The 16,743-nt window shown below is 67.0% G+C and carries 16 protein-coding genes and 1 pseudogene; 10 read left to right on the forward strand and 7 right to left on the reverse strand.

Going from position 1 to position 16,743, the window contains the following annotated elements; translation table 11 throughout:
- Positions 1–2 precede the first annotated feature (2 nt).
- The 4 genes from A9X01_RS25450 to A9X01_RS25465 form a co-directional block, all read right to left on the reverse strand.
- A complete protein-coding gene (locus A9X01_RS25450; RefSeq protein WP_065123366.1) occupies positions 3–632 on the reverse strand; it encodes a DedA family protein in 630 nt (209 codons plus the stop codon).
- Positions 633–647: 15 nt separating this feature from the next.
- Positions 648–1,874 carry a TerC family protein gene (locus A9X01_RS25455; protein ID WP_065123367.1) on the reverse strand — a complete coding sequence of 409 codons (1,227 nt, stop codon included), beginning with the start codon at positions 1,872–1,874 and terminating at the stop codon, positions 648–650.
- A gap of 209 nt (positions 1,875–2,083) precedes the next feature.
- Positions 2,084–2,758: a cAMP-activated global transcriptional regulator CRP gene (crp, locus tag A9X01_RS25460; RefSeq protein ID WP_036362963.1), complete on the reverse strand. Its 675-nt coding sequence runs from the start codon at positions 2,756–2,758 to the stop codon at positions 2,084–2,086.
- Between the two features lie 97 nt (positions 2,759–2,855).
- The gene (locus A9X01_RS25465) at positions 2,856–3,251 is read right to left on the reverse strand and encodes a hypothetical protein (protein ID WP_065123368.1); all 396 of its coding nucleotides are present in this window, start codon (positions 3,249–3,251) and stop codon (positions 2,856–2,858) included.
- A gap of 173 nt (positions 3,252–3,424) precedes the next feature.
- On the opposite strand from A9X01_RS25465, the gene nth reads away from it, so the two are divergent.
- From nth to marP, 4 genes are read left to right on the forward strand one after another with little or no spacing between them, the layout of a single operon-like run.
- The gene (gene nth, locus A9X01_RS25470; RefSeq protein WP_155772286.1) at positions 3,425–4,117 is read left to right on the forward strand and encodes an endonuclease III; all 693 of its coding nucleotides are present in this window, start codon (positions 3,425–3,427) and stop codon (positions 4,115–4,117) included.
- A gap of 11 nt (positions 4,118–4,128) precedes the next feature.
- On the forward strand, positions 4,129–4,779 hold the full coding sequence (locus A9X01_RS25475; RefSeq protein WP_065123370.1) for a TlpA family protein disulfide reductase: 651 nt from the start codon (positions 4,129–4,131) through the stop codon (positions 4,777–4,779).
- 24 nt (positions 4,780–4,803) lie between these two features.
- Positions 4,804–5,622, forward strand: coding sequence for an NUDIX hydrolase (locus A9X01_RS25480; RefSeq protein WP_065123371.1), 819 nt, complete (start codon positions 4,804–4,806; stop codon positions 5,620–5,622).
- A 5-nt stretch (positions 5,623–5,627) separates the two neighbouring features.
- A complete protein-coding gene (gene marP, locus A9X01_RS25485; RefSeq protein ID WP_065123381.1) occupies positions 5,628–6,821 on the forward strand; it encodes an acid resistance serine protease MarP in 1,194 nt (397 codons plus the stop codon).
- Here the strand turns inward: marP and A9X01_RS25490 are convergent.
- Entirely contained in the window at positions 6,814–7,770 is a 957-nt protein-coding gene (locus A9X01_RS25490) for an alpha/beta fold hydrolase (RefSeq protein ID WP_065123372.1), read from the reverse strand. The genes marP and A9X01_RS25490 overlap by 8 nt on opposite strands.
- Positions 7,771–8,286, reverse strand: a complete 516-nt coding sequence (locus tag A9X01_RS25495) for a phage holin family protein (protein WP_065123373.1) — start codon at positions 8,284–8,286, stop codon at positions 7,771–7,773.
- Between the two features lie 294 nt (positions 8,287–8,580).
- Here A9X01_RS25495 and A9X01_RS25500 point away from each other — a divergent pair, with 294 nt between their 5' ends.
- Positions 8,581–9,252: a S1 family peptidase gene (locus A9X01_RS25500; RefSeq protein ID WP_155772287.1), complete on the forward strand. Its 672-nt coding sequence runs from the start codon at positions 8,581–8,583 to the stop codon at positions 9,250–9,252.
- A 7-nt stretch (positions 9,253–9,259) separates the two neighbouring features.
- Here A9X01_RS25500 and acs read toward each other — a convergent pair whose 3' ends face one another.
- Entirely contained in the window at positions 9,260–11,212 is a 1,953-nt protein-coding gene (gene acs, locus A9X01_RS25505) for an acetate--CoA ligase (RefSeq protein ID WP_065123374.1), read from the reverse strand.
- Positions 11,213–11,290: 78 nt separating this feature from the next.
- On the opposite strand from acs, the gene A9X01_RS25510 reads away from it, so the two are divergent.
- The 5 genes and pseudogenes from A9X01_RS25510 to A9X01_RS25530 all read left to right on the forward strand — a co-directional run.
- Entirely contained in the window at positions 11,291–12,916 is a 1,626-nt protein-coding gene (locus tag A9X01_RS25510) for a peptide ABC transporter substrate-binding protein (RefSeq protein WP_065123375.1), read from the forward strand.
- Position 12,917: 1 nt separating this feature from the next.
- Positions 12,918–13,844: an ABC transporter permease gene (locus A9X01_RS25515; protein WP_065123376.1), complete on the forward strand. Its 927-nt coding sequence runs from the start codon at positions 12,918–12,920 to the stop codon at positions 13,842–13,844.
- A complete protein-coding gene (locus tag A9X01_RS25520; RefSeq protein WP_065123377.1) occupies positions 13,810–14,658 on the forward strand; it encodes an ABC transporter permease in 849 nt (282 codons plus the stop codon). Before A9X01_RS25515 ends, A9X01_RS25520 begins: the two co-directional genes overlap by 35 nt.
- Positions 14,655–16,295: a dipeptide ABC transporter ATP-binding protein gene (locus tag A9X01_RS25525; RefSeq protein WP_065123383.1), complete on the forward strand. Its 1,641-nt coding sequence runs from the start codon at positions 14,655–14,657 to the stop codon at positions 16,293–16,295. The genes A9X01_RS25520 and A9X01_RS25525 overlap by 4 nt, the downstream gene beginning before the upstream one ends.
- A gap of 35 nt (positions 16,296–16,330) precedes the next feature.
- Positions 16,331–16,743: pseudogene (locus A9X01_RS25530) on the forward strand (oxidoreductase); the annotation flags it as partial.

A 16,743-nucleotide genomic window follows, 5' to 3' on the forward strand; every position in this document is an offset into this window, starting at 1 on the left:
CGCTAACCGACCGGAGTTTCTGCGGGTTGTTGCGGCTCCGTTGCCCGTGTCCGTCTGCGCAGCCAGCGGACCAGTTCGATCCCGCCGCCCATTGCCAGCGCCACCAGGAAAGAGACCGCGAACGCCAGCAGCGGTCGGTCGTCGAAGGCGTGCCCGCCGACGAACCCGATCAGCGTGTTGACCGTCGCCCACAGCAGGGCGCCGATCGCGTCGTACAGCACGAACTGGCGATACGGAAATTCCAGCACTCCGCAGGCGATGGTGGTTGCCGTGCGTCCGCCGGGCAGAAACCTCGCCACCACCACCACGGGGCCGCCGTGACGCTCCAACTGTCGCTCCGCCCACGCCAGGCCACGCTTACCCCGCTCGCCCCGGGTGATCCAACGTCGGGCCCAGCCCTCGGCGGAGTGACCGATGCGGTAGGCGATGTTGTCGCCGACGAACCCGCCGAGCGCGCCCATCGCAATCACCCAGGCCAGGATCATCGAGTGGTCGGCGGCCAGGATGCCGCCGGTGAGTAGCACCGTCTCGCTCGGCAACATCGGCAGGATGGCATCGAGGGTGCAGAAGCCGAATATCAGCGGGTACGCCCACCAGGAATGCCCGAGAGCGTCGAGCAGCGCGTCAAACATGTCGCACCACCGGCATCACGAAGTCAGCCCCTTGCGGGTGAACTGCTCGGCTTCGCCGCGGTCAACGGCCTCGTCGTGGCTTGACGCCGCGCGTTCGAGCAACTCGATCAGGGCCGGTTCGCCGCGGACCTGCTGCTGGTATTTCGGGCCGAGCGCCATGATCTGGTCGCGTTCGGCGAGCAGCTTCTTGAAGATGCGCTCCCGTTCCTCGGGATCGTGGGTGTACTCGGAGTCCAGGTAGGCGGTCGCGTGTCGGCGCGCGTTGGCGATCGCCGTCTCGGCTTTGCCCCGCTTGCTTAGCAACGACGCGATGACCGTCACCAGCAGCACACCGATGATCACCACCAGCGAGAGCGTCGTGCTGATCTCGGCCACCCGCACCGGTTCGCCGTCGTTGACGAACGGGACGTTGTTCTCGTGCAGGGCGTGCAGGATCAGCTTCACACCGATGAAGCCCAGAATGGTTGCCAGTCCGTAGGACAGGAAGACGAGCCGGTCCAGCAAACCGTCGATCAGGAAGTACAGCTGCCGCAGGCCCAGCAACGAGAACGCCGTGGCGGTGAAGACGATGTAGACGTGCTGGGTGAGACCGAAGATCGCGGGGATCGAGTCGAGCGCGAACAGGATGTCGGTCCCGCCGAGCGCGACCATGACCAACAGCATCGGTGTCATCGCACGCTTGCCATCCACCCTGGTGAACAGCTTGTCCCCGTCGTAGTGCTCGGTGGTGCGGATGACCTTCTTCGCCCCCCGGATCACGAAGTTGTCGGCTTTGCGGGAGTCATCGTCGTCCTTCTTGAGGATGCTCCCGGCGGTGAGCAACAAGATCAATCCGAACAGGTAGAAGATCCAGGCAAAGGCGTTGATCAGGGCCGCGCCCAGGAAGATGAAGCCGGTGCGGGCGATCAGGGCGAACGCGATCCCGAACAGCAGCACTTTCTGCTGGTCCTCGCGGGGCACCCGGAAACTGGCGATGATCACCAGGAAGACGAACAGGTTGTCGACGGAGAGCGCCTTCTCGGTGACGTATCCGGCGAAGTACTCCGAGCCGGCGTCGCTACCGGCGAAAACAAGCACCCCGACGCCGAACAGCACGGCAATGCCCACATACAGCGCGGACCAGACCGCGGCCTCGCGCAGCTTGGGTACGTGCGCCTTACGGACATGGAAGAAGAAGTCGAATGCCAGCAGACCCGCGATGGCGAGCATGGTGAGGGCCCAAACCCAGGTGGGGACATTCATTCGCTACGTATGCCACCTTCTGTGCTGCTGCATGCGCGGTCTTAACCTGTCGGTACCCGCTCTGCAGCCACAGTAGGCGTGCGCTTGGCGAACTCAGATCTTGGAAGCGTTACCTCGCTCGCTCCGCTCAATTTCCGCGAACCAAACCACACCGCGTGATCGCGGGCCAAAAACCGCAACCAGGTTCGGTTCGTGAGGGAAGCGGCTGGTTACCTCGCTCGGCGGGCCAGGCGTTCGGAGTCCGAGATCAGCACACTCTTGCCCTCGAGCCGGATCCAGCCGCGGTGTGCGAAGTCGGCCAGGGCCTTGTTCACCGTCTCCCGGGACGCGCCGACCAGCTGGGCGATCTCTTCCTGGGTCAGGTCGTGCGTGACCCGCATCGCCCCGCCCTCCTGGGTGCCGAACCGCTGGGCGAGCTGAAGCAGCTGCTTGGCCACCCGGCCTGGCACGTCGGTGAAGATCAGGTCGGCCAGGTTGTTGTTGGTGCGGCGCAGTCGTCGGGCGAGCACCCGCAGCAGCTGTTCGGCGATCTCCGGGCGGTCGGCGATCCACGCACGCAGCGCGTCGCGGTCCATCGAAACCGCCCTGACCTCGGTGATCGTGGTCGCGCTGGAGGTGCGCGGCCCCGGGTCGAAGATCGACAGCTCGCCGAACATGTCCGACGGACCCATGATCGTCAGCAGGTTCTCCCGGCCGTCCGGGGACCGGCGGCCGATCTTCACCTTGCCGGCGACGATGATGTATAGCCGGTCACCCGGTTCACCTTCGGCAAAAACTGTATGACCGCGGGGGAAATCGACGGGCTGTAATTGCTTGGTCAGCGCGGCGACGGCACTAGGCTCAACCCCTTGGAAGATTCCTGCCCTTGCCAGGATCTCGTCCACGTTGCCTCTTCAACTTTCCAAAAGAAGGATTACCGGCAGTCAGGTGTGACGGCCGACACGAGTCTAAAGGTAGGCCAATCGGTACGACCTGCCAACGCTACACACGATTGACGTGTCGACTCACCGTAAATTGCGTGTTCGAGCGGGCCCGCATTCGGACGCGAGTCGGCAAACCTTTTTCCATTCGGCCGACCACGTCAGTGGCAAAGACCGTGTCGGCGTGGTGCCGACCGGTCAGTTCCTTGGGCGGCGGGGTGGCCGCCAACTCCTGGGCCTGGCGACGGTGCAGATATTCGAGCGCCTCGGGCATGCCCTCGCGGGCCAGCGTGCGGACGTCGACCGGCTCGGCCTGCTCCAAAAACTCCGCGACGTCGCTGGCCGTCACCCTGTCGTAGGCGAGCGCCGTTTCCAGCCGCCCGAGCCCGAGCGTCGCCAGCATCAGCAACCCGGGAATGCAGGCCACCAGCAACCACAACACAGAAAGAGTAAACATGGACAAGGTCTCAGCCAGATCACGAAATCAGTACTCTGTCGTAGGTGACAGCGGCCAAGTCGTCCGGACGTGCGAAATCGAAGCCGGTACCAGCTGAAACCACTGTCGCAAGTGCCGTCGCCAAGCGTTTCGCCGGCGAGACCCGCACCGGTCTGGTGCGTCGGGCGCGCAGAATGAACCGCTTACTGGCGCAGGCGTTTCCGCACGTCTACTGCGAACTGGACTTCACCACGCCGCTCGAACTCGCGGTCGCCACGATCCTGTCGGCGCAGAGCACCGACAAACGGGTGAATCTGACCACGCCGGCGCTGTTCGTGAAATACCGCACGGCACTGGATTACGCGCAGGCCGATCGTGAAGAGCTGGAAGCCCTGATCCGGCCCACCGGCTTCTACCGCAACAAGGCATCCTCGCTGATCGGCCTCGGGCAGGCGCTGGTCGAGCGGTTCGACGGCCAGGTGCCGAAAACCATGGACGAACTGGTGACGCTGCCCGGCGTCGGCCGGAAGACCGCCAACGTCATCCTGGGCAACGCCTTCGACATCCCCGGCATCACCGTCGACACCCATTTCGGGCGGCTGGTGCGACGCTGGCGGTGGACGGCCGAGGAGGACCCGGTCAAGGTCGAGCACGCCGTCGGCGAACTGATCGAGCGCAAGGAGTGGACGCTGCTCAGCCACCGGGTGATCTTCCACGGCCGCCGGGTCTGCCACGCCCGCAAGCCGGCCTGCGGGGTCTGCGTGCTAGCCAAAGACTGCCCATCCTTTGGTCTGGGCCCAACCGAACCGATGCTGGCCGCCGCCCTGGTCCAAGGCCCGGAAACCGATCACCTGCTCGCGCTGGCCGGCCTCGAACCACAGGCCTAGCCGCGCCGGCGATGAAGGCGCTCTCCGGCCCGGCCCGCTGGACCATTGCGGTCCTGGCGGTGGTGGTCGCGCTGATCGTCGCGCTGGTGGCACAACTGCGTGACGACGACGCGGCACCCCAGGCGACGAACCAGTCGCCATTGCCGCGCGAGCACCGCGACGCTGACACCCCCCAGGCGCTGGCCGAACCCCGGCAGCGGGCCGACCTGGCGCCCTGCCCCGGTGCGGGAACGCTGCCGGGCGCGGCGGCCCTGCACGGGGTCGTGGTGGAATGCGCGGCGGACGGCACGCCGGTCGACGTGGCCAAGGCGCTGGCCGGACGCAGGGTCCTCCTCAACTTCTGGGCGTATTGGTGCGCGCCGTGCGCTGCCGAACTGCCGGCGATGGCCGAGTATCAACGTCGGGTGGGATCCGACGTGATGGTGGTGACGGTGCATCAGGACGAGAACGAGACGGCCGCACTGCTGCGGTTGGCCGACCTGGGCGTCCGGCTACCCACCCTGCAGGACGGCCGGCGTCGAATCGCCGGCGCCCTGCGAGTGGTTAACGTGATGCCCGCGACGGTGGTACTGCGGCCGGACGGTAGCGTTGCGCAGACCCTGCCGCGGGCCTTCGGCAGCGCCGACGAGATCGCCGAGGCGGTCGGAAACGGGGCGGGGTGAGCGATCGGGGCGGTCGTTGGGCCGATGCATGCAAGTGAGGTACCGGTGAGTGCTGGGGGCACCGCGCGCGAACGGGACACGTTCGCGCTGACGCCTGACGCCGGCCCGGCCTGGTTGCGCCCGCTCGTCGACAACCTCGACCAGATTCCTGATGCGTACCGGCGCCGACTTCCGGCGGATGTGCTGGCGATGGTGACCGCCGCGAAATCGGTGTCGTCCCTGAGCAAGGGCGGCCGCGAGGCCGCGGTGCTGGTGCTTTTCTCGGGTCCACAATCCGGGCCGGCCGGCGACGGCGTCCCCGACGACGCCGACCTGCTGCTCACGGTGCGAGCCTCCACCCTGCGCCACCACGCCGGCCAGGCCGCCTTCCCTGGTGGCGCCTCCGATCCGGGCGACGCCGGCCCCGTCGCGACGGCCCTTCGCGAAGCGCGCGAGGAAACCGGTATCGACGTGACCAGGTTGCATCCGCTGGCGACCATGGAACGCACCTTCATCGCGCCGTCGCGCTTCCACGTGGTGCCGGTGTTGGCCTACTCGCCGGATCCCGGACCGGTGGACGTCGTCAACGATGCCGAAACTGCGCTGGTGGCGCGCGTTCCGGTTCGCGCGTTCATCAACCCGGCCAATCGGCTGATGGTGTACCGCGGCACCCTGGGGCGCCGCTGGGCCGGACCGGCGTTTCTGTTGAACCAGATGCTGGTATGGGGCTTCACTGGCCAGGTGATCTCCGCGGTTCTCGACGTCGCCGGCTGGGCGCAGCCCTGGGACACCGACGACATCCGTGAACTGGACGACGCGATGGTGCTGGTGGGCAGCGCGGACGGATTGCGGGGCGGGCTGTGAACTCGATGACCCCGTCGCAGTGGCTGGACATCGCCGTATTGGCGGTTGCCTTCATCGCCGCGATCTCCGGCTGGCGTTCCGGCGCCCTGGGCTCGATGCTGTCGTTCGCCGGTGTGCTACTCGGCGCGGTTGCCGGGGTGCTGCTGGCCCCGCACATCGTCAGCCAGATCGCCGCGCCCCGGGCCAAGCTGTTCGCGGCGTTGTTTTTGATCCTCGCGCTGGTGGTGGTCGGCGAGGTCGCCGGCGTAGTGCTGGGGCGGGCGGTACGTGGGGCGATCCGTAACCGCCCGATCCGCATGATCGACTCGATCATCGGCGTCGGCGTACAACTGATGGTGGTGCTGACCGCCGCGTGGTTGCTGGCGACGCCACTGACCCAGTCCAAGGACCAGCCCGAGTTGGCCGCCGCCGTCCGCGGCTCACGGGTGCTGGCCGAGGTGAACGAGGTGGCACCCACCTGGCTGAAGTCGGTGCCCAAACGGCTCTCGGCGCTGCTGAACACCTCCGGCCTGCCGGCGGTGCTGGAGCCGTTCAGCCGTACCCCGGTCATTCCGGTCGCCTCGCCGGACCCGGCGCTGGCCAACAACCCCGTGGTCGCCGCCGCCGCGCCCAGCGTCGTCAAGATCCGCAGCCTGGCGCCGAGCTGCCAGAAAGTGCTCGAAGGCAGCGGCTTCGTGATCTCGCCCGAGCGGGTGATGACCAACGCGCACGTGGTCGCGGGTTCCAGCAGTGTGTCAATCCAGTCCAGCGGCAAGCAGTTCGACGCCACCGTGGTGTCCTACGACCCCGCGGTGGACATCGCGATCCTGGCGGTGCCCGGGTTGCCCTCGGCGCCGCTGGTGTTCGACGACAGCCCGGCAAAGACAGGCACCGACGTGGTGGTGCTGGGTTATCCGGGTGGGGGTAATTTCACGGCCACCCCGGCCCGGATTCGCGAAGCCATCAAGCTCAGCGGTCCTGACATCTACCGCAGCCCGCAGCCGGTCACCCGCGACGTCTACACCATCAGAGCCAATGTGGAACAAGGCGATTCGGGCGGACCCTTGATCGACCTCGACGGCCGTGTGCTCGGTGTGGTCTTCGGCGCCGCCGTCGACGACGCGGACACCGGCTTCGTGTTGACCGCCGAGGAGGTGGCCGGCCAGCTCTCCCGGATCGGTGCCACCCAACAGGTGAACACCGGGGCCTGCGTCAGCTGATCCGCGGCCTGTGCACCTGATCGAGGAACCGCGTCAGGTGCCGGTTGATTTCCTGCGGTGCCTCTTCGTGGCTGAAATGCCCTGCGCCGGAGACGGATATGTAGCGGCCGTGCGGCGCGTAGCGCTGCGTGCGTTCGACCGGCGCGGCCAGCACGTACGGGTCGACGTCGCCACGAATGTGAAGCAGCGGCACGCCGAGTTGCTGAGTCGTCGATTTGATGAACCGGTGCCCCTCGGAGCGCAGCTGGCTGCGCACCGCCCACCGCTGATACTCGAGTGCGCAGTGCGCCGCCCCGGGGATCCGGATGGCCCGCCGCAGATGGCTGACGGTTTGTGAAAAGTCCTCGGTGGCACACCATTTGGCGCTACTACGGGCGCGGACCAGACGCTCGATCTCGGCGCCGTCGTTGCGGGTAAGCAACCGCTCCGGCCACAGCGGCGCCTGATAGCGCAACAGGGTCGGTAAGAGTGCGCGGCTCTGGTCACGACGGCTGAGGGTGGATCGTCGCAGCGCCGCGGGGTGGGGTGAGCTGATGACGGCAATGGCACGCACGAGTCGGGAATGCAGCAACGCGGTGGCCCAGCAGGCCAGCCCGCCGTCCGCGTGCCCGATCAGCGTCGCGGATGAATGTCCCAGTGCGCGAATGAGTCCCGCTGTATCACCGGCCAGTGTCCAACCGTCGTAGCCGCGGGGCGGTTTGTCGGTGCCGCCGTAGCCGCGCAGGTCGACCGCGACCACCCTGGCTCCGGTCAGGGCTTGTAGTTGATGCCGCCAGGACCACCAGAACGAACCGAACCCGTGCAGCAGCATGACCAGTGGCCGACCGGTCCCCGGTCCGGCGTCGTCCGCCAAGGCCTCAACGACATGGAAGCGGATGCCATTGGCGTGCACATCCAGATGGCGCCACGGCCCGTCGATGCGGACCACCGACGGATCTGGAGCCGGCATTTACCAACCCGAGGGGTCGGTGGCCGGCTTGGTGTCGGCGGGCAGCGCCTTGGGAGAGCCGGACTTGTCGTGGCCCGGAGTGAAGGCCGTGCGTGCCTCTTTGACCGACTCGATCGTCTTCTGCGGCCCCCGGATCCGGCGCACCTTCAAGAAGCCGAATAGCGCTAGCAGCACGGTCACCACCACCATGATCCCGAACACGATCAGGAACGCGGCCCAGCGCCACAGCCAGTTGTCGAGCAATTCGGCGAGGAAGAAGAAGAGGAAGAACGTCGAGTAGAAGAGCACTACCAGCGCGGAGATGAAGAAGACGCTGCCGGTGAGTCCCTTCTTGACGTCGCGGGTGATCTCGGCGCGAGCGAGTTCGACCTCGGCGCGCACCAGCGTCGACATCTGCGCCGTCACGTCCTTGATCAGCTCGCCGACCGACGGGTCGCCAGCCCTGGCGTGCGGATCGGCCAACGGAATCGAAGTCAGCGTGCTCGGCACACCGTTCTTCCGATCAGGTTTGCTCACAGACGGTCCCTCTCCGTTTCGCGCCATCGTTCAGCGCCCTTTCAAACCCAACTGGTGCGCGTCGTCGCGGTTCATGTTGCCATGTGACCCGTTGCTGTACGAGGCCAGCCGAACCATGGCCCGACGGCACCGAACCAACCTGTTAATTGACGTGCACGGCCATTTGAAACGGGCAGCGGATGTCAGGCCGCGATCCTTTAGACTGGCCCATCGTCCTTTCGATCCCCGCTCGGGGTTCGACCATCTGACGGGAGTACCACTTTGCAGAAGGCGCTTCGCGGCCTCAATCGCGGCATAGGTGCGGCCATCATCACCGCACTACTGGGTCTTCTGTTCTTCCCCGCAAACACCGCTGCCGCGGACGACAAGATCCCGCTGGGTGGCGGCGCCGGGATCGTCGTCAACACCGGCACCCTGTGCACGCTGACCGCGATAGGGCACGACAAGTTCGGCGACCTGGTGGGTTTCAGCTCCGCGCACTGCGGGGGGCCGGGTGCCCCCGTCGCTGCCGAGGGCGCTGAGAACCGGGGCCAGGTGGGAACCATGGTCGCGGGCAACGACGGCCTGGACTACGCCGTCATCAAGTTCGATCCAGCCAAGGTGACGCCGGTGGCCAACTTCAACAACTTCGCCATCAACGGCATCGGGCCGGAGCCGGCCTTCGGGCAGGTGGCGTGCAAGCAGGGCCGCACCACCGGCAACTCGTGCGGCGTCACCTGGGGGCCGGGCCAGGACCCGGGCAGCATCCTGATGCAGGTCTGCGGGGGCCCGGGTGACTCCGGGGCACCCGTGACGGTTGACAACCTGCTGGTGGGGATGATCCACGGAGCCTTCAGCGACAGCCTGCCGTCGTGCATTACCAAGTACATTCCGCTGCACACCCCGGCCGTGGTGATGTCCATCAACGCCGCGCTGGCCGACATCAACGGCAAGAACCGCCCCGGGTCGGGGTTCGTCCCGATTTAGCGGACGGCTACTTCGACTCTCGGATCGCGTCGAAGACGTTGGGATCCAGCAGCGTCGACGTGTCGCCCAAGTCGCGGTTCTCGGCGACGTCGCGCAACAACCGGCGCATGATCTTGCCGCTTCGGGTCTTGGGCAGTTCGGGCACGATATGGATCTCCCGCGGCTTGGCGATGGGCGAGATCTCGTGGGCGACCTGGGAGCGTAATTCGTCGACGGTCCCCTCGGTCGCGTCGTGGTCGCTGCGCAGCACGACGAACGCGCAAATGGCCTGCCCGGTGGTTTCGTCGGTGGCGCCGACGACGGCGGCCTCGGCGACCCCGGAATGCCCGACCAGCGCCGACTCGACCTCGGCGGTCGAGATCCGGTGCCCGGACACGTTCATCACGTCGTCGATGCGGCCCAACACCCAGATGTCGCCCTCGGGATCGAAACGCGCGCCGTCCCCGGCGAAGTAGTAGCCCTTCTCCGAGTACTTCGACCAGTACGTCTTGCGGTACCGCTCCGGGTCGCCCCAGATTCCGCGCAGCATCGCCGGCCACGGCTGGTCCAGCACGAGGTAGCCGGTGACGTGGGTTTCGCCCTCTTCGTCGGGTGGCAGCGGGTCGCCGTGGTCGTCAACGATCTTGGCCGAGATGCCCGGCAGCGCCGCCATGGCCGACCCGGGCTTGACGGCGCTGACGCCGGGCAGGGGCGAGATCATCGCGGCGCCGGTCTCGGTCTGCCACCAGGTGTCGACGACGGGCACTTTGCCGCCGCCGATGACATCGCGGTACCAGCGCCACGCCTCGGGGTTGATGATCTCGCCGACCGAACCCAGCAGTCGCAAGCTGGACAGGTCATGGGCGTCCGGGATCTCCCGGCCCCACTTCATGAACGTCCGGATCATCGTCGGCGCCGTGTAATAGATTGTCACGCCGTATCTTTCGATGATCTCGAAATGCCGGTGCTCGCTCGGAGTATTAGGGGTGCCCTCGTAGAGCACTTCGGTGATGCCGCTGGCAAGCGGGGCATAGACGCCGTAGGTGTGCCCGGTGACCCAACCGATGTCCGCGGTGCACCAGAAGACGTCGCTGTCGGGCTTGACGTCGAAGATCGTGTGCATGGTGTACACGCACTGCGTCAGGTAGCCGCCGCTGGTGTGCACGATGCCCTTGGGCTTGCCGGTGGTGCCGGATGTGTACAGCAGGAACAGCGGGTGCTCGGAGTCGAACGCCTCGGGGGTGTGCTCGGGCGAGGCCGAGTCCACCACCTCGTGCCACCACAGGTCGCGGTCGTCGTTCCACGACACGTCGACACCGGTGCGCCGGACCACCAGCACATGCTCGATCGGGCTGTCCGGAACCGACACCGCTTCGTCGGCGGCCTCCTTCAGCGGGGCGGGCTTGCCCCGCCGGAACTGGCCGTCGGCGGTGATCAGCAGCTTGGCCTGGGCATCCGCGATCCGGGACTGCAGGGCGTGCGCCGTGAAACCGCCGAACACCACGCTGTGCATCACGCCCAACCGCGCGCACGCCAGCATCGCGATCACCGCCTCGGGGATCAGCGGCAGGTAGATGGCCACCCGGTCCCCGGCGACCAGGCCGAGGTCGGTCAGCGCGTTGGCCGCCTTGCTGACCTCCTTCTGCAAGTCGGCGTAGGTGAAGGTGCGCTGGTGCCCTTCAGGCTCGCCTTCCCAGTGGATGGCCACCCGGCCGCCGTGGCCGGCTTCGACGTGCCGATCCACGCAGTTGTAGGCGATGTTGAGTTTGCCGCCGACGAACCATTTGGCGAATGGCGCATCAGACCAGTCCAGCACCTCGGTATGCGGCGTCTCCCAGGACAGCAGCTCGGCCTGCTCGGCCCAGAATGCCAACCGGTCTTTCTCGGCCTGCTCATACAACTCGGGGCGGGCGTTCGCCTGCTCGGCGAACTGGTCCGGCGGGGGGTAGGACGACGGCTGTTCGGCGGTGGCGTCAGTCACATTGTCGAGACTAAAGCGTCGGCGTCCGCCCGTGTGAGTTAGGCCGACCGGACGGTCCGCGACATTAAGGTCGCTGTCATGCGTCGGATGTGGGCCGCCCTGCTGTTGGCCGCCTCGCTGGCCGTCGTGCCGGTGGCCGGCTGCGGCGGCGGCATGCTCACCCCGGACGTAGTGGTGGTCAACGCGGCCGAACCGCCCAATCCGCTGATCCCGACCGGTACCAACGACAGCAACGGCGGCCGCATCCTCGACCGGGTGTTCGCCGGGCTGATGTCCTACGACGCATCCGGCCAGCCCTCACCGGAGTTGGCGAAAGCCATCGAAACCACCGATAACGTCAACTACCGGGTTGTGCTCAAACCGGGATGGAAGTTCACCGATGGTTCCCCGGTCACCGCGCATTCCTTCGTCGACGCCTGGAATTACGGGGCGGACAGCGCCAATGCCCAGCTGCAGCAGAATTTCTTCAGCCCGATCGCCGGGTTCGACGAGGTAGCCGGCCCACCCGGCGACGGCAAGCCGACCACAATGTCCGGACTGCACGTCGTGAACGACCTCGAGTTCACCGTCCGGCTCAAGGCGCCGACCGTCGACTTCGTGATGAGCCTGGGGCACAGCGCGTTCTATCCGCTGCCGCCCTCGGCATTTCGCGACATGGCGGCGTTCGGTCAACACCCGATCGGCAACGGCCCTTACAAATTGTCCGATGGCCCGGACGGCCCGGCGTGGGAACACAACGTCAAGATCGACCTGGTGACCAATCCCGACTACCGCGGCAACCGCCAACCGCGCAACAAAGGGCTTCGCTTCGAGTTCTACGGCAACCTAGACACGGCCTACGCCGACCTGCTGTCCGGCAATCTCGATGTGCTGGACACGATTCCGTCGAGCGCGCTGACCATCTACAAACGCGACCTCGGTGAGAATGCCCTGAGCGCACCCGTCGCCGTCAGTCAATCGCTCGACACACCGCTGCGGCTGCCGCATTTCGGTGGCGAGGAGGGACGGCTGCGCCGGCTGGCCATCTCCGCCGCCATCAACCGGCCGCAGATTTGTCAGCAGATCTTCAACAAGACCCGCACTCCCGCCCGCGACTTCACCGCCAGCTCCCTGCCCGGCTTCGACCCGAATATCCCGGGCAGCGCAGCGCTGGACTTCAATCCGGCTCGGGCGCAGCAGCTTTGGGCGCAGGCCAACGCGATCTCGCCGTGGACCGGACGATACGCCATTGCCTACAACGCAGACAGCGGCCACCAGGAGTGGGTGGACGCGGTTGCCAACAGCATCAAGAACGTCCTGAGCATCGACGCGGTCGGGGCACCGCATCCCACCTTCGCAGGGTTTCGCACCCAGATCACCAATCGCACCATCGACACCGCATTCCGCGCGGGGTGGATCGGTGACTATCCGTCGATGATCGAGTTTCTCGCGCCGCTCTACGTCACCGGGGCCGGATCCAACGATGTGGGCTACTCCAGCCCGGAATTCGACGCCGCACTGGCGGCGGCCGAGGCGGCGCCCAATCTGCGCGAGGCCGATGTGCTGGTCAACGTTGCCCAGCGAATCCTGTTGCGCGACATGCCTACCGTGCCGTTGTGGTACTACATCAGCGTGATCGGATGGTCTACTTCGGTCAGCAACGTCAAGCCCACCTGGAACGGACTTCCTGACTACGAGAACCTCGTCAAGGGTGAGAAGGTCTGAGATGGGCTGGTACGTGTTGCGTCGGGTCGCGCTGATGTTGCCGGTGTTCCTGGGCGCCACGCTGCTGATCTACGCCATGGTGTTTCTGTTGCCCGGGGACCCGGTGGCCGCGATCGCCGGTGACCGGCCGCTGAGCCCGGCGGTGACCGCGCAACTGCGGGCTCAGTACCATCTCGACGACCCGTTCCTGGTGCAGTATCTGCGCTACCTGGGCGGCCTGTTGCACGGGGACTTGGGACGCGCGTATTCGGGTCTACCGGTCAGCGCCGTTCTGGCCCATGCCTTTCCGGTGACTATCCGGCTGGCACTGATCGCGTTGGTGGTGGAAGCGGTGCTGGGCATCGGGTTCGGTGTGATCGCCGGGCTACGCCAGGGCGGCATCTTCGACGCGACGGTGCTGGTCACCGGATTGGTCATCATCGCCATCCCGATCTTCGTGCTCGGTTTCCTGGCGCAATTCGTTTTCGGGGTCCGGTTGGGGCTGGCACCGGTCACGGTCGGCGGTCGGGCAACGCTCGGGCGGCTGCTGCTGCCCGGGATTGTGTTGGGGCTGGTGTCATTTGCTTATGTGGTGCGGCTGACCCGGTCGGCGGTGGCCGCCAACGCGCACGCCGACTATGTGCGCACCGCGACCGCAAAGGGGTTGTCGCGCCCGCGCGTGGTGACGGTGCACATCCTGCGCAACTCGCTGATACCGGTGGTGACCTTCCTCGGCGCCGATCTCGGGGCACTGATGGGCGGTGCGATCGTGACCGAAGGAATCTTCAACATCCACGGTGTCGGCGGCGTGCTCTATCAAGCGGTCACACGGCAGGAGGCGCCGACGGTGGTATCGATCGTGACGGTGCTCGTGCTGATCTATCTGGTGACCAATCTCCTGGTGGACCTGCTCTATGCCGCGCTGGACCCCCGGATCCGTTATGCGTGAACGTCTGAAATTCCTGGTGGCCGGCGCGTTGATCCTGCTGATCCTGCTTGTCGCGGCGTTCCCGGGACTGTTCACCGGCGTCGACCCCACCTATGCGGACCCGGCGCAAAGCCTGCTGCCGCCGTCGGCAGCGCACTGGTTCGGCACCGACCTGCAGGGCCACGACATCTATGCCCGGACCATCTACGGAGCCCGGGCTTCGGTCGTCGTCGGGGTCGACGCGACGCTGATCGTCTTCGTGGTCGGCGGGGTGCTGGGCGCCCTGGCCGGCTTCTACGGAGGCTGGATCGACGCGCTGGTATCCCGAGTCACCGACGTCTTCTTCGGCCTGCCGTTGCTGCTCGCCGCGATCGTGCTGATGCAGGTCCTGCGCCACCGCACGGTGTGGACGGTGATCGCCATCCTGGCGCTGTTCGGCTGGCCCCAACTGGCCAGGATCGCCCGCAGCTCGGTGCTCGAGGTGCGGGGCAGCGACTATGTCCTGGCGGCCCGGGCGTTGGGGATGCGTCCGTTCCAGATCCTGATCCGCCACGCGCTACCCAACGCCATCGGTCCGGTGATCGCGGTGGCCACCATCGCGCTGGGTGTCTTCATCGTCACCGAGGCGACACTGTCCTACCTCGGGGTGGGGCTGCCGACGTCGGTGGTGTCCTGGGGCGGGGACATCAACGTCGCGCAGATGAGGTTGCGGGCCGGCTCGCCGATCTTGTTCTATCCCGCGGGCGCACTGGCGATTACGGTGCTGGCCTTCATGATGCTGGGAGACGCGCTGCGGGACCGACTGGATGCGGCATCGCGGGCGTGGCGGGCATGAGCGGCTCGGGGCCGCTGCTGTCGGTCGAGGGTTTGGAAGTCAGGTTCGGCAACGACGAGCCCGCGGTACGCGGGGTGGACCTGACCGTCCTTCCCGGTCAGACCGTGGCCATCGTCGGCGAATCCGGATCGGGGAAGTCCACCACCGCGGCCGCGATTCTCGGGCTGCTGTCGCCCGGCGGTCGAATCACCGGCGGCCGCGTCGTATTCGACGGTCGTGACATCGCCGCCGCGGACGCGCGGCTACTGCGGTCGCTTCGGGGCCGGGAGATCGGCTACGTACCTCAGGACCCGATGACCAACCTCAATCCTGTGTGGAAGGTCGGCTTTCAGATCCGGGAAGCGTTGCGGGTCAACACTGATGGGCGCGATGCGCGGCGACGGACGCTGGAGTTGCTCGCCGAGGTCGGCATGCCCGACCCGGCAGCTCAGGTCGGCCGGTACCCGCATGAGCTTTCCGGCGGCATGTGTCAGCGGGCGCTGATCGCGATCGGGCTGGCGGGACGGCCGCGGTTGCTGATCGCCGACGAACTCACCTCGGCATTGGACGTCACCGTGCAACGCCAGGTCCTCAACCATCTGCAACGGCTCACCGACGAATCCGGGACCGCCTTGCTGCTGATCACCCATGACCTGGCGTTGGCGGCGGAACGGGCCGAATCCGTGGTCGTCGTCCATCGCGGGGTGGTGGTGGAATCCGGTGCGGCGCAGACGATCTTGCGCGACCCACAGCACGAGTACACCCGGCGGTTGGTCGCCGCGGCTCCGTCGCTGGTGGCCCGGAACAAGCGCTCGGCCCAGATCCGGTCGCGGGTGGCGGCGCAGGCGGCCGAGCACGTCGCCGTATCGAACGACATCCTGGTGGCGACGGACCTCACCAAGGCCTATCGGGAGTCCCGCGGCGCGCCATGGCGGCGCTCGGAGTTCCGCGCGGTCGACGGGGTGTCGTTTCGGGTGCGGCGGGCGAGCACGCTGGCGATCGTAGGGGAGTCGGGTTCGGGCAAGTCGACGGTGGCCCGGATGGTGTTGGGCTTGCTGGCGCCGACTTCGGGCTCGGTGGTTTTCGACGGGCAGGAGGTCGCCGCGACGCACCGGACCCTGACGTTCCGCCGGCGAATTCAACCAGTCTTCCAAAATCCCTACAGCAGCCTGGATCCCCGGTATTCGGTGCTGCGCGCCGTCGAAGAACCGCTGCGGATCCACCGGATCGGTGACCGGCGCCAGCGCCACCAGGCCGTGCGTGACCTGATCGACCAGGTGGCGCTGCCGTCGTCGGTGCTGGACCGGTTGCCGCACGAGCTCTCGGGTGGCCAGCGGCAGCGGGTGGCGATCGCTCGAGCGTTGGCGCTGCGACCCGACGTGCTGGTGTGCGATGAGGCCGTTTCCGCGCTTGATGTCCTGGTTCAGGCGCAGATCCTTGATTTGCTCGGCGAGCTGCAGGCCACCTTCGGATTGACGTATCTGTTCATCAGCCACGATCTGGCGGTGGTTCGGCAGATCTCGGACGACGTGCTGGTGATGCGCGCCGGGCGGGTGGTCGAACACGCGGACACCGAAGCGGTGTTCACCAGCCCCGGACACGAGTACACCCGGCAGCTGCTGGAGGCCATTCCCGGGGCGTCGGCGGCACCCGGCTAGGTTGGCAACCTGTGACTGACCCGTTGGCGCCGCTGATGGACCTGCCCGGCGTGGCCGAAGCCAGCGACCGGGCCCGTGAAGCGCTGGGCCGTGCCCACCGCCATCGCGCCAACCTGCGTGGCTGGCCCGTGACCGCCGCCGAGGCGTCGCTGCGTGCGGCCCGGGCGTCCTCGGTGCTCGACGGCGGTCCGGTGCGGCTGGAAGATGTTGCCGATGCCGCGGGTGTTCAGGACCCGGTGTTCGGTGGGGCGCTGCGGGTGGCCCAAGCGCTCGAGGGTGGCGGCGGCCCGTTGGTCGCGGTGTGGCAGAAGGCGCCGCTGCAGGCGCTGGCGCGGTTGCATGTGCTGGCGGCGACCGACCAGGTGGACGAGGAGCGGTTGGGCCGTCCGCGCAGCGACCCGCAGATCGCACCGCGGCTGGAGCTGCTCGCCGAGATAGCGACCCGGCC

The organism is Mycobacterium asiaticum (genome assembly GCF_001668675.1).
GTDB lineage: Bacteria > Actinomycetota > Actinomycetes > Mycobacteriales > Mycobacteriaceae > Mycobacterium > Mycobacterium asiaticum_D.

Bases quoted from the DNA above. Each gene is read 5' to 3' on its own strand.
- A9X01_RS25510 (WP_065123375.1), top strand. From the start codon at position 11,291: ATGCGTCGGATGTGGGCCGCCCTGCTGTTGGCCGCCTCGCTGGCCGTC.
- A9X01_RS25525 (WP_065123383.1), top strand. From the start codon at position 14,655: ATGAGCGGCTCGGGGCCGCTGCTGTCGGTCGAGGGTTTGGAAGTCAGG.
- nth (WP_155772286.1), top strand. From the start codon at position 3,425: ATGAACCGCTTACTGGCGCAGGCGTTTCCGCACGTCTACTGCGAACTG.
- A9X01_RS25490 (WP_065123372.1), bottom strand. From the start codon at position 7,770: ATGCCGGCTCCAGATCCGTCGGTGGTCCGCATCGACGGGCCGTGGCGC.
- A9X01_RS25520 (WP_065123377.1), top strand. From the start codon at position 13,810: ATGCCGCGCTGGACCCCCGGATCCGTTATGCGTGAACGTCTGAAATTC.
- A9X01_RS25465 (WP_065123368.1), bottom strand. From the start codon at position 3,251: ATGTTTACTCTTTCTGTGTTGTGGTTGCTGGTGGCCTGCATTCCCGGG.
- A9X01_RS25455 (WP_065123367.1), bottom strand. From the start codon at position 1,874: ATGAATGTCCCCACCTGGGTTTGGGCCCTCACCATGCTCGCCATCGCG.
- A9X01_RS25480 (WP_065123371.1), top strand. From the start codon at position 4,804: ATGCATGCAAGTGAGGTACCGGTGAGTGCTGGGGGCACCGCGCGCGAA.
- A9X01_RS25515 (WP_065123376.1), top strand. From the start codon at position 12,918: ATGGGCTGGTACGTGTTGCGTCGGGTCGCGCTGATGTTGCCGGTGTTC.
- A9X01_RS25450 (WP_065123366.1), bottom strand. From the start codon at position 632: ATGTTTGACGCGCTGCTCGACGCTCTCGGGCATTCCTGGTGGGCGTAC.
- A9X01_RS25475 (WP_065123370.1), top strand. From the start codon at position 4,129: ATGAAGGCGCTCTCCGGCCCGGCCCGCTGGACCATTGCGGTCCTGGCG.
- marP (WP_065123381.1), top strand. From the start codon at position 5,628: ATGACCCCGTCGCAGTGGCTGGACATCGCCGTATTGGCGGTTGCCTTC.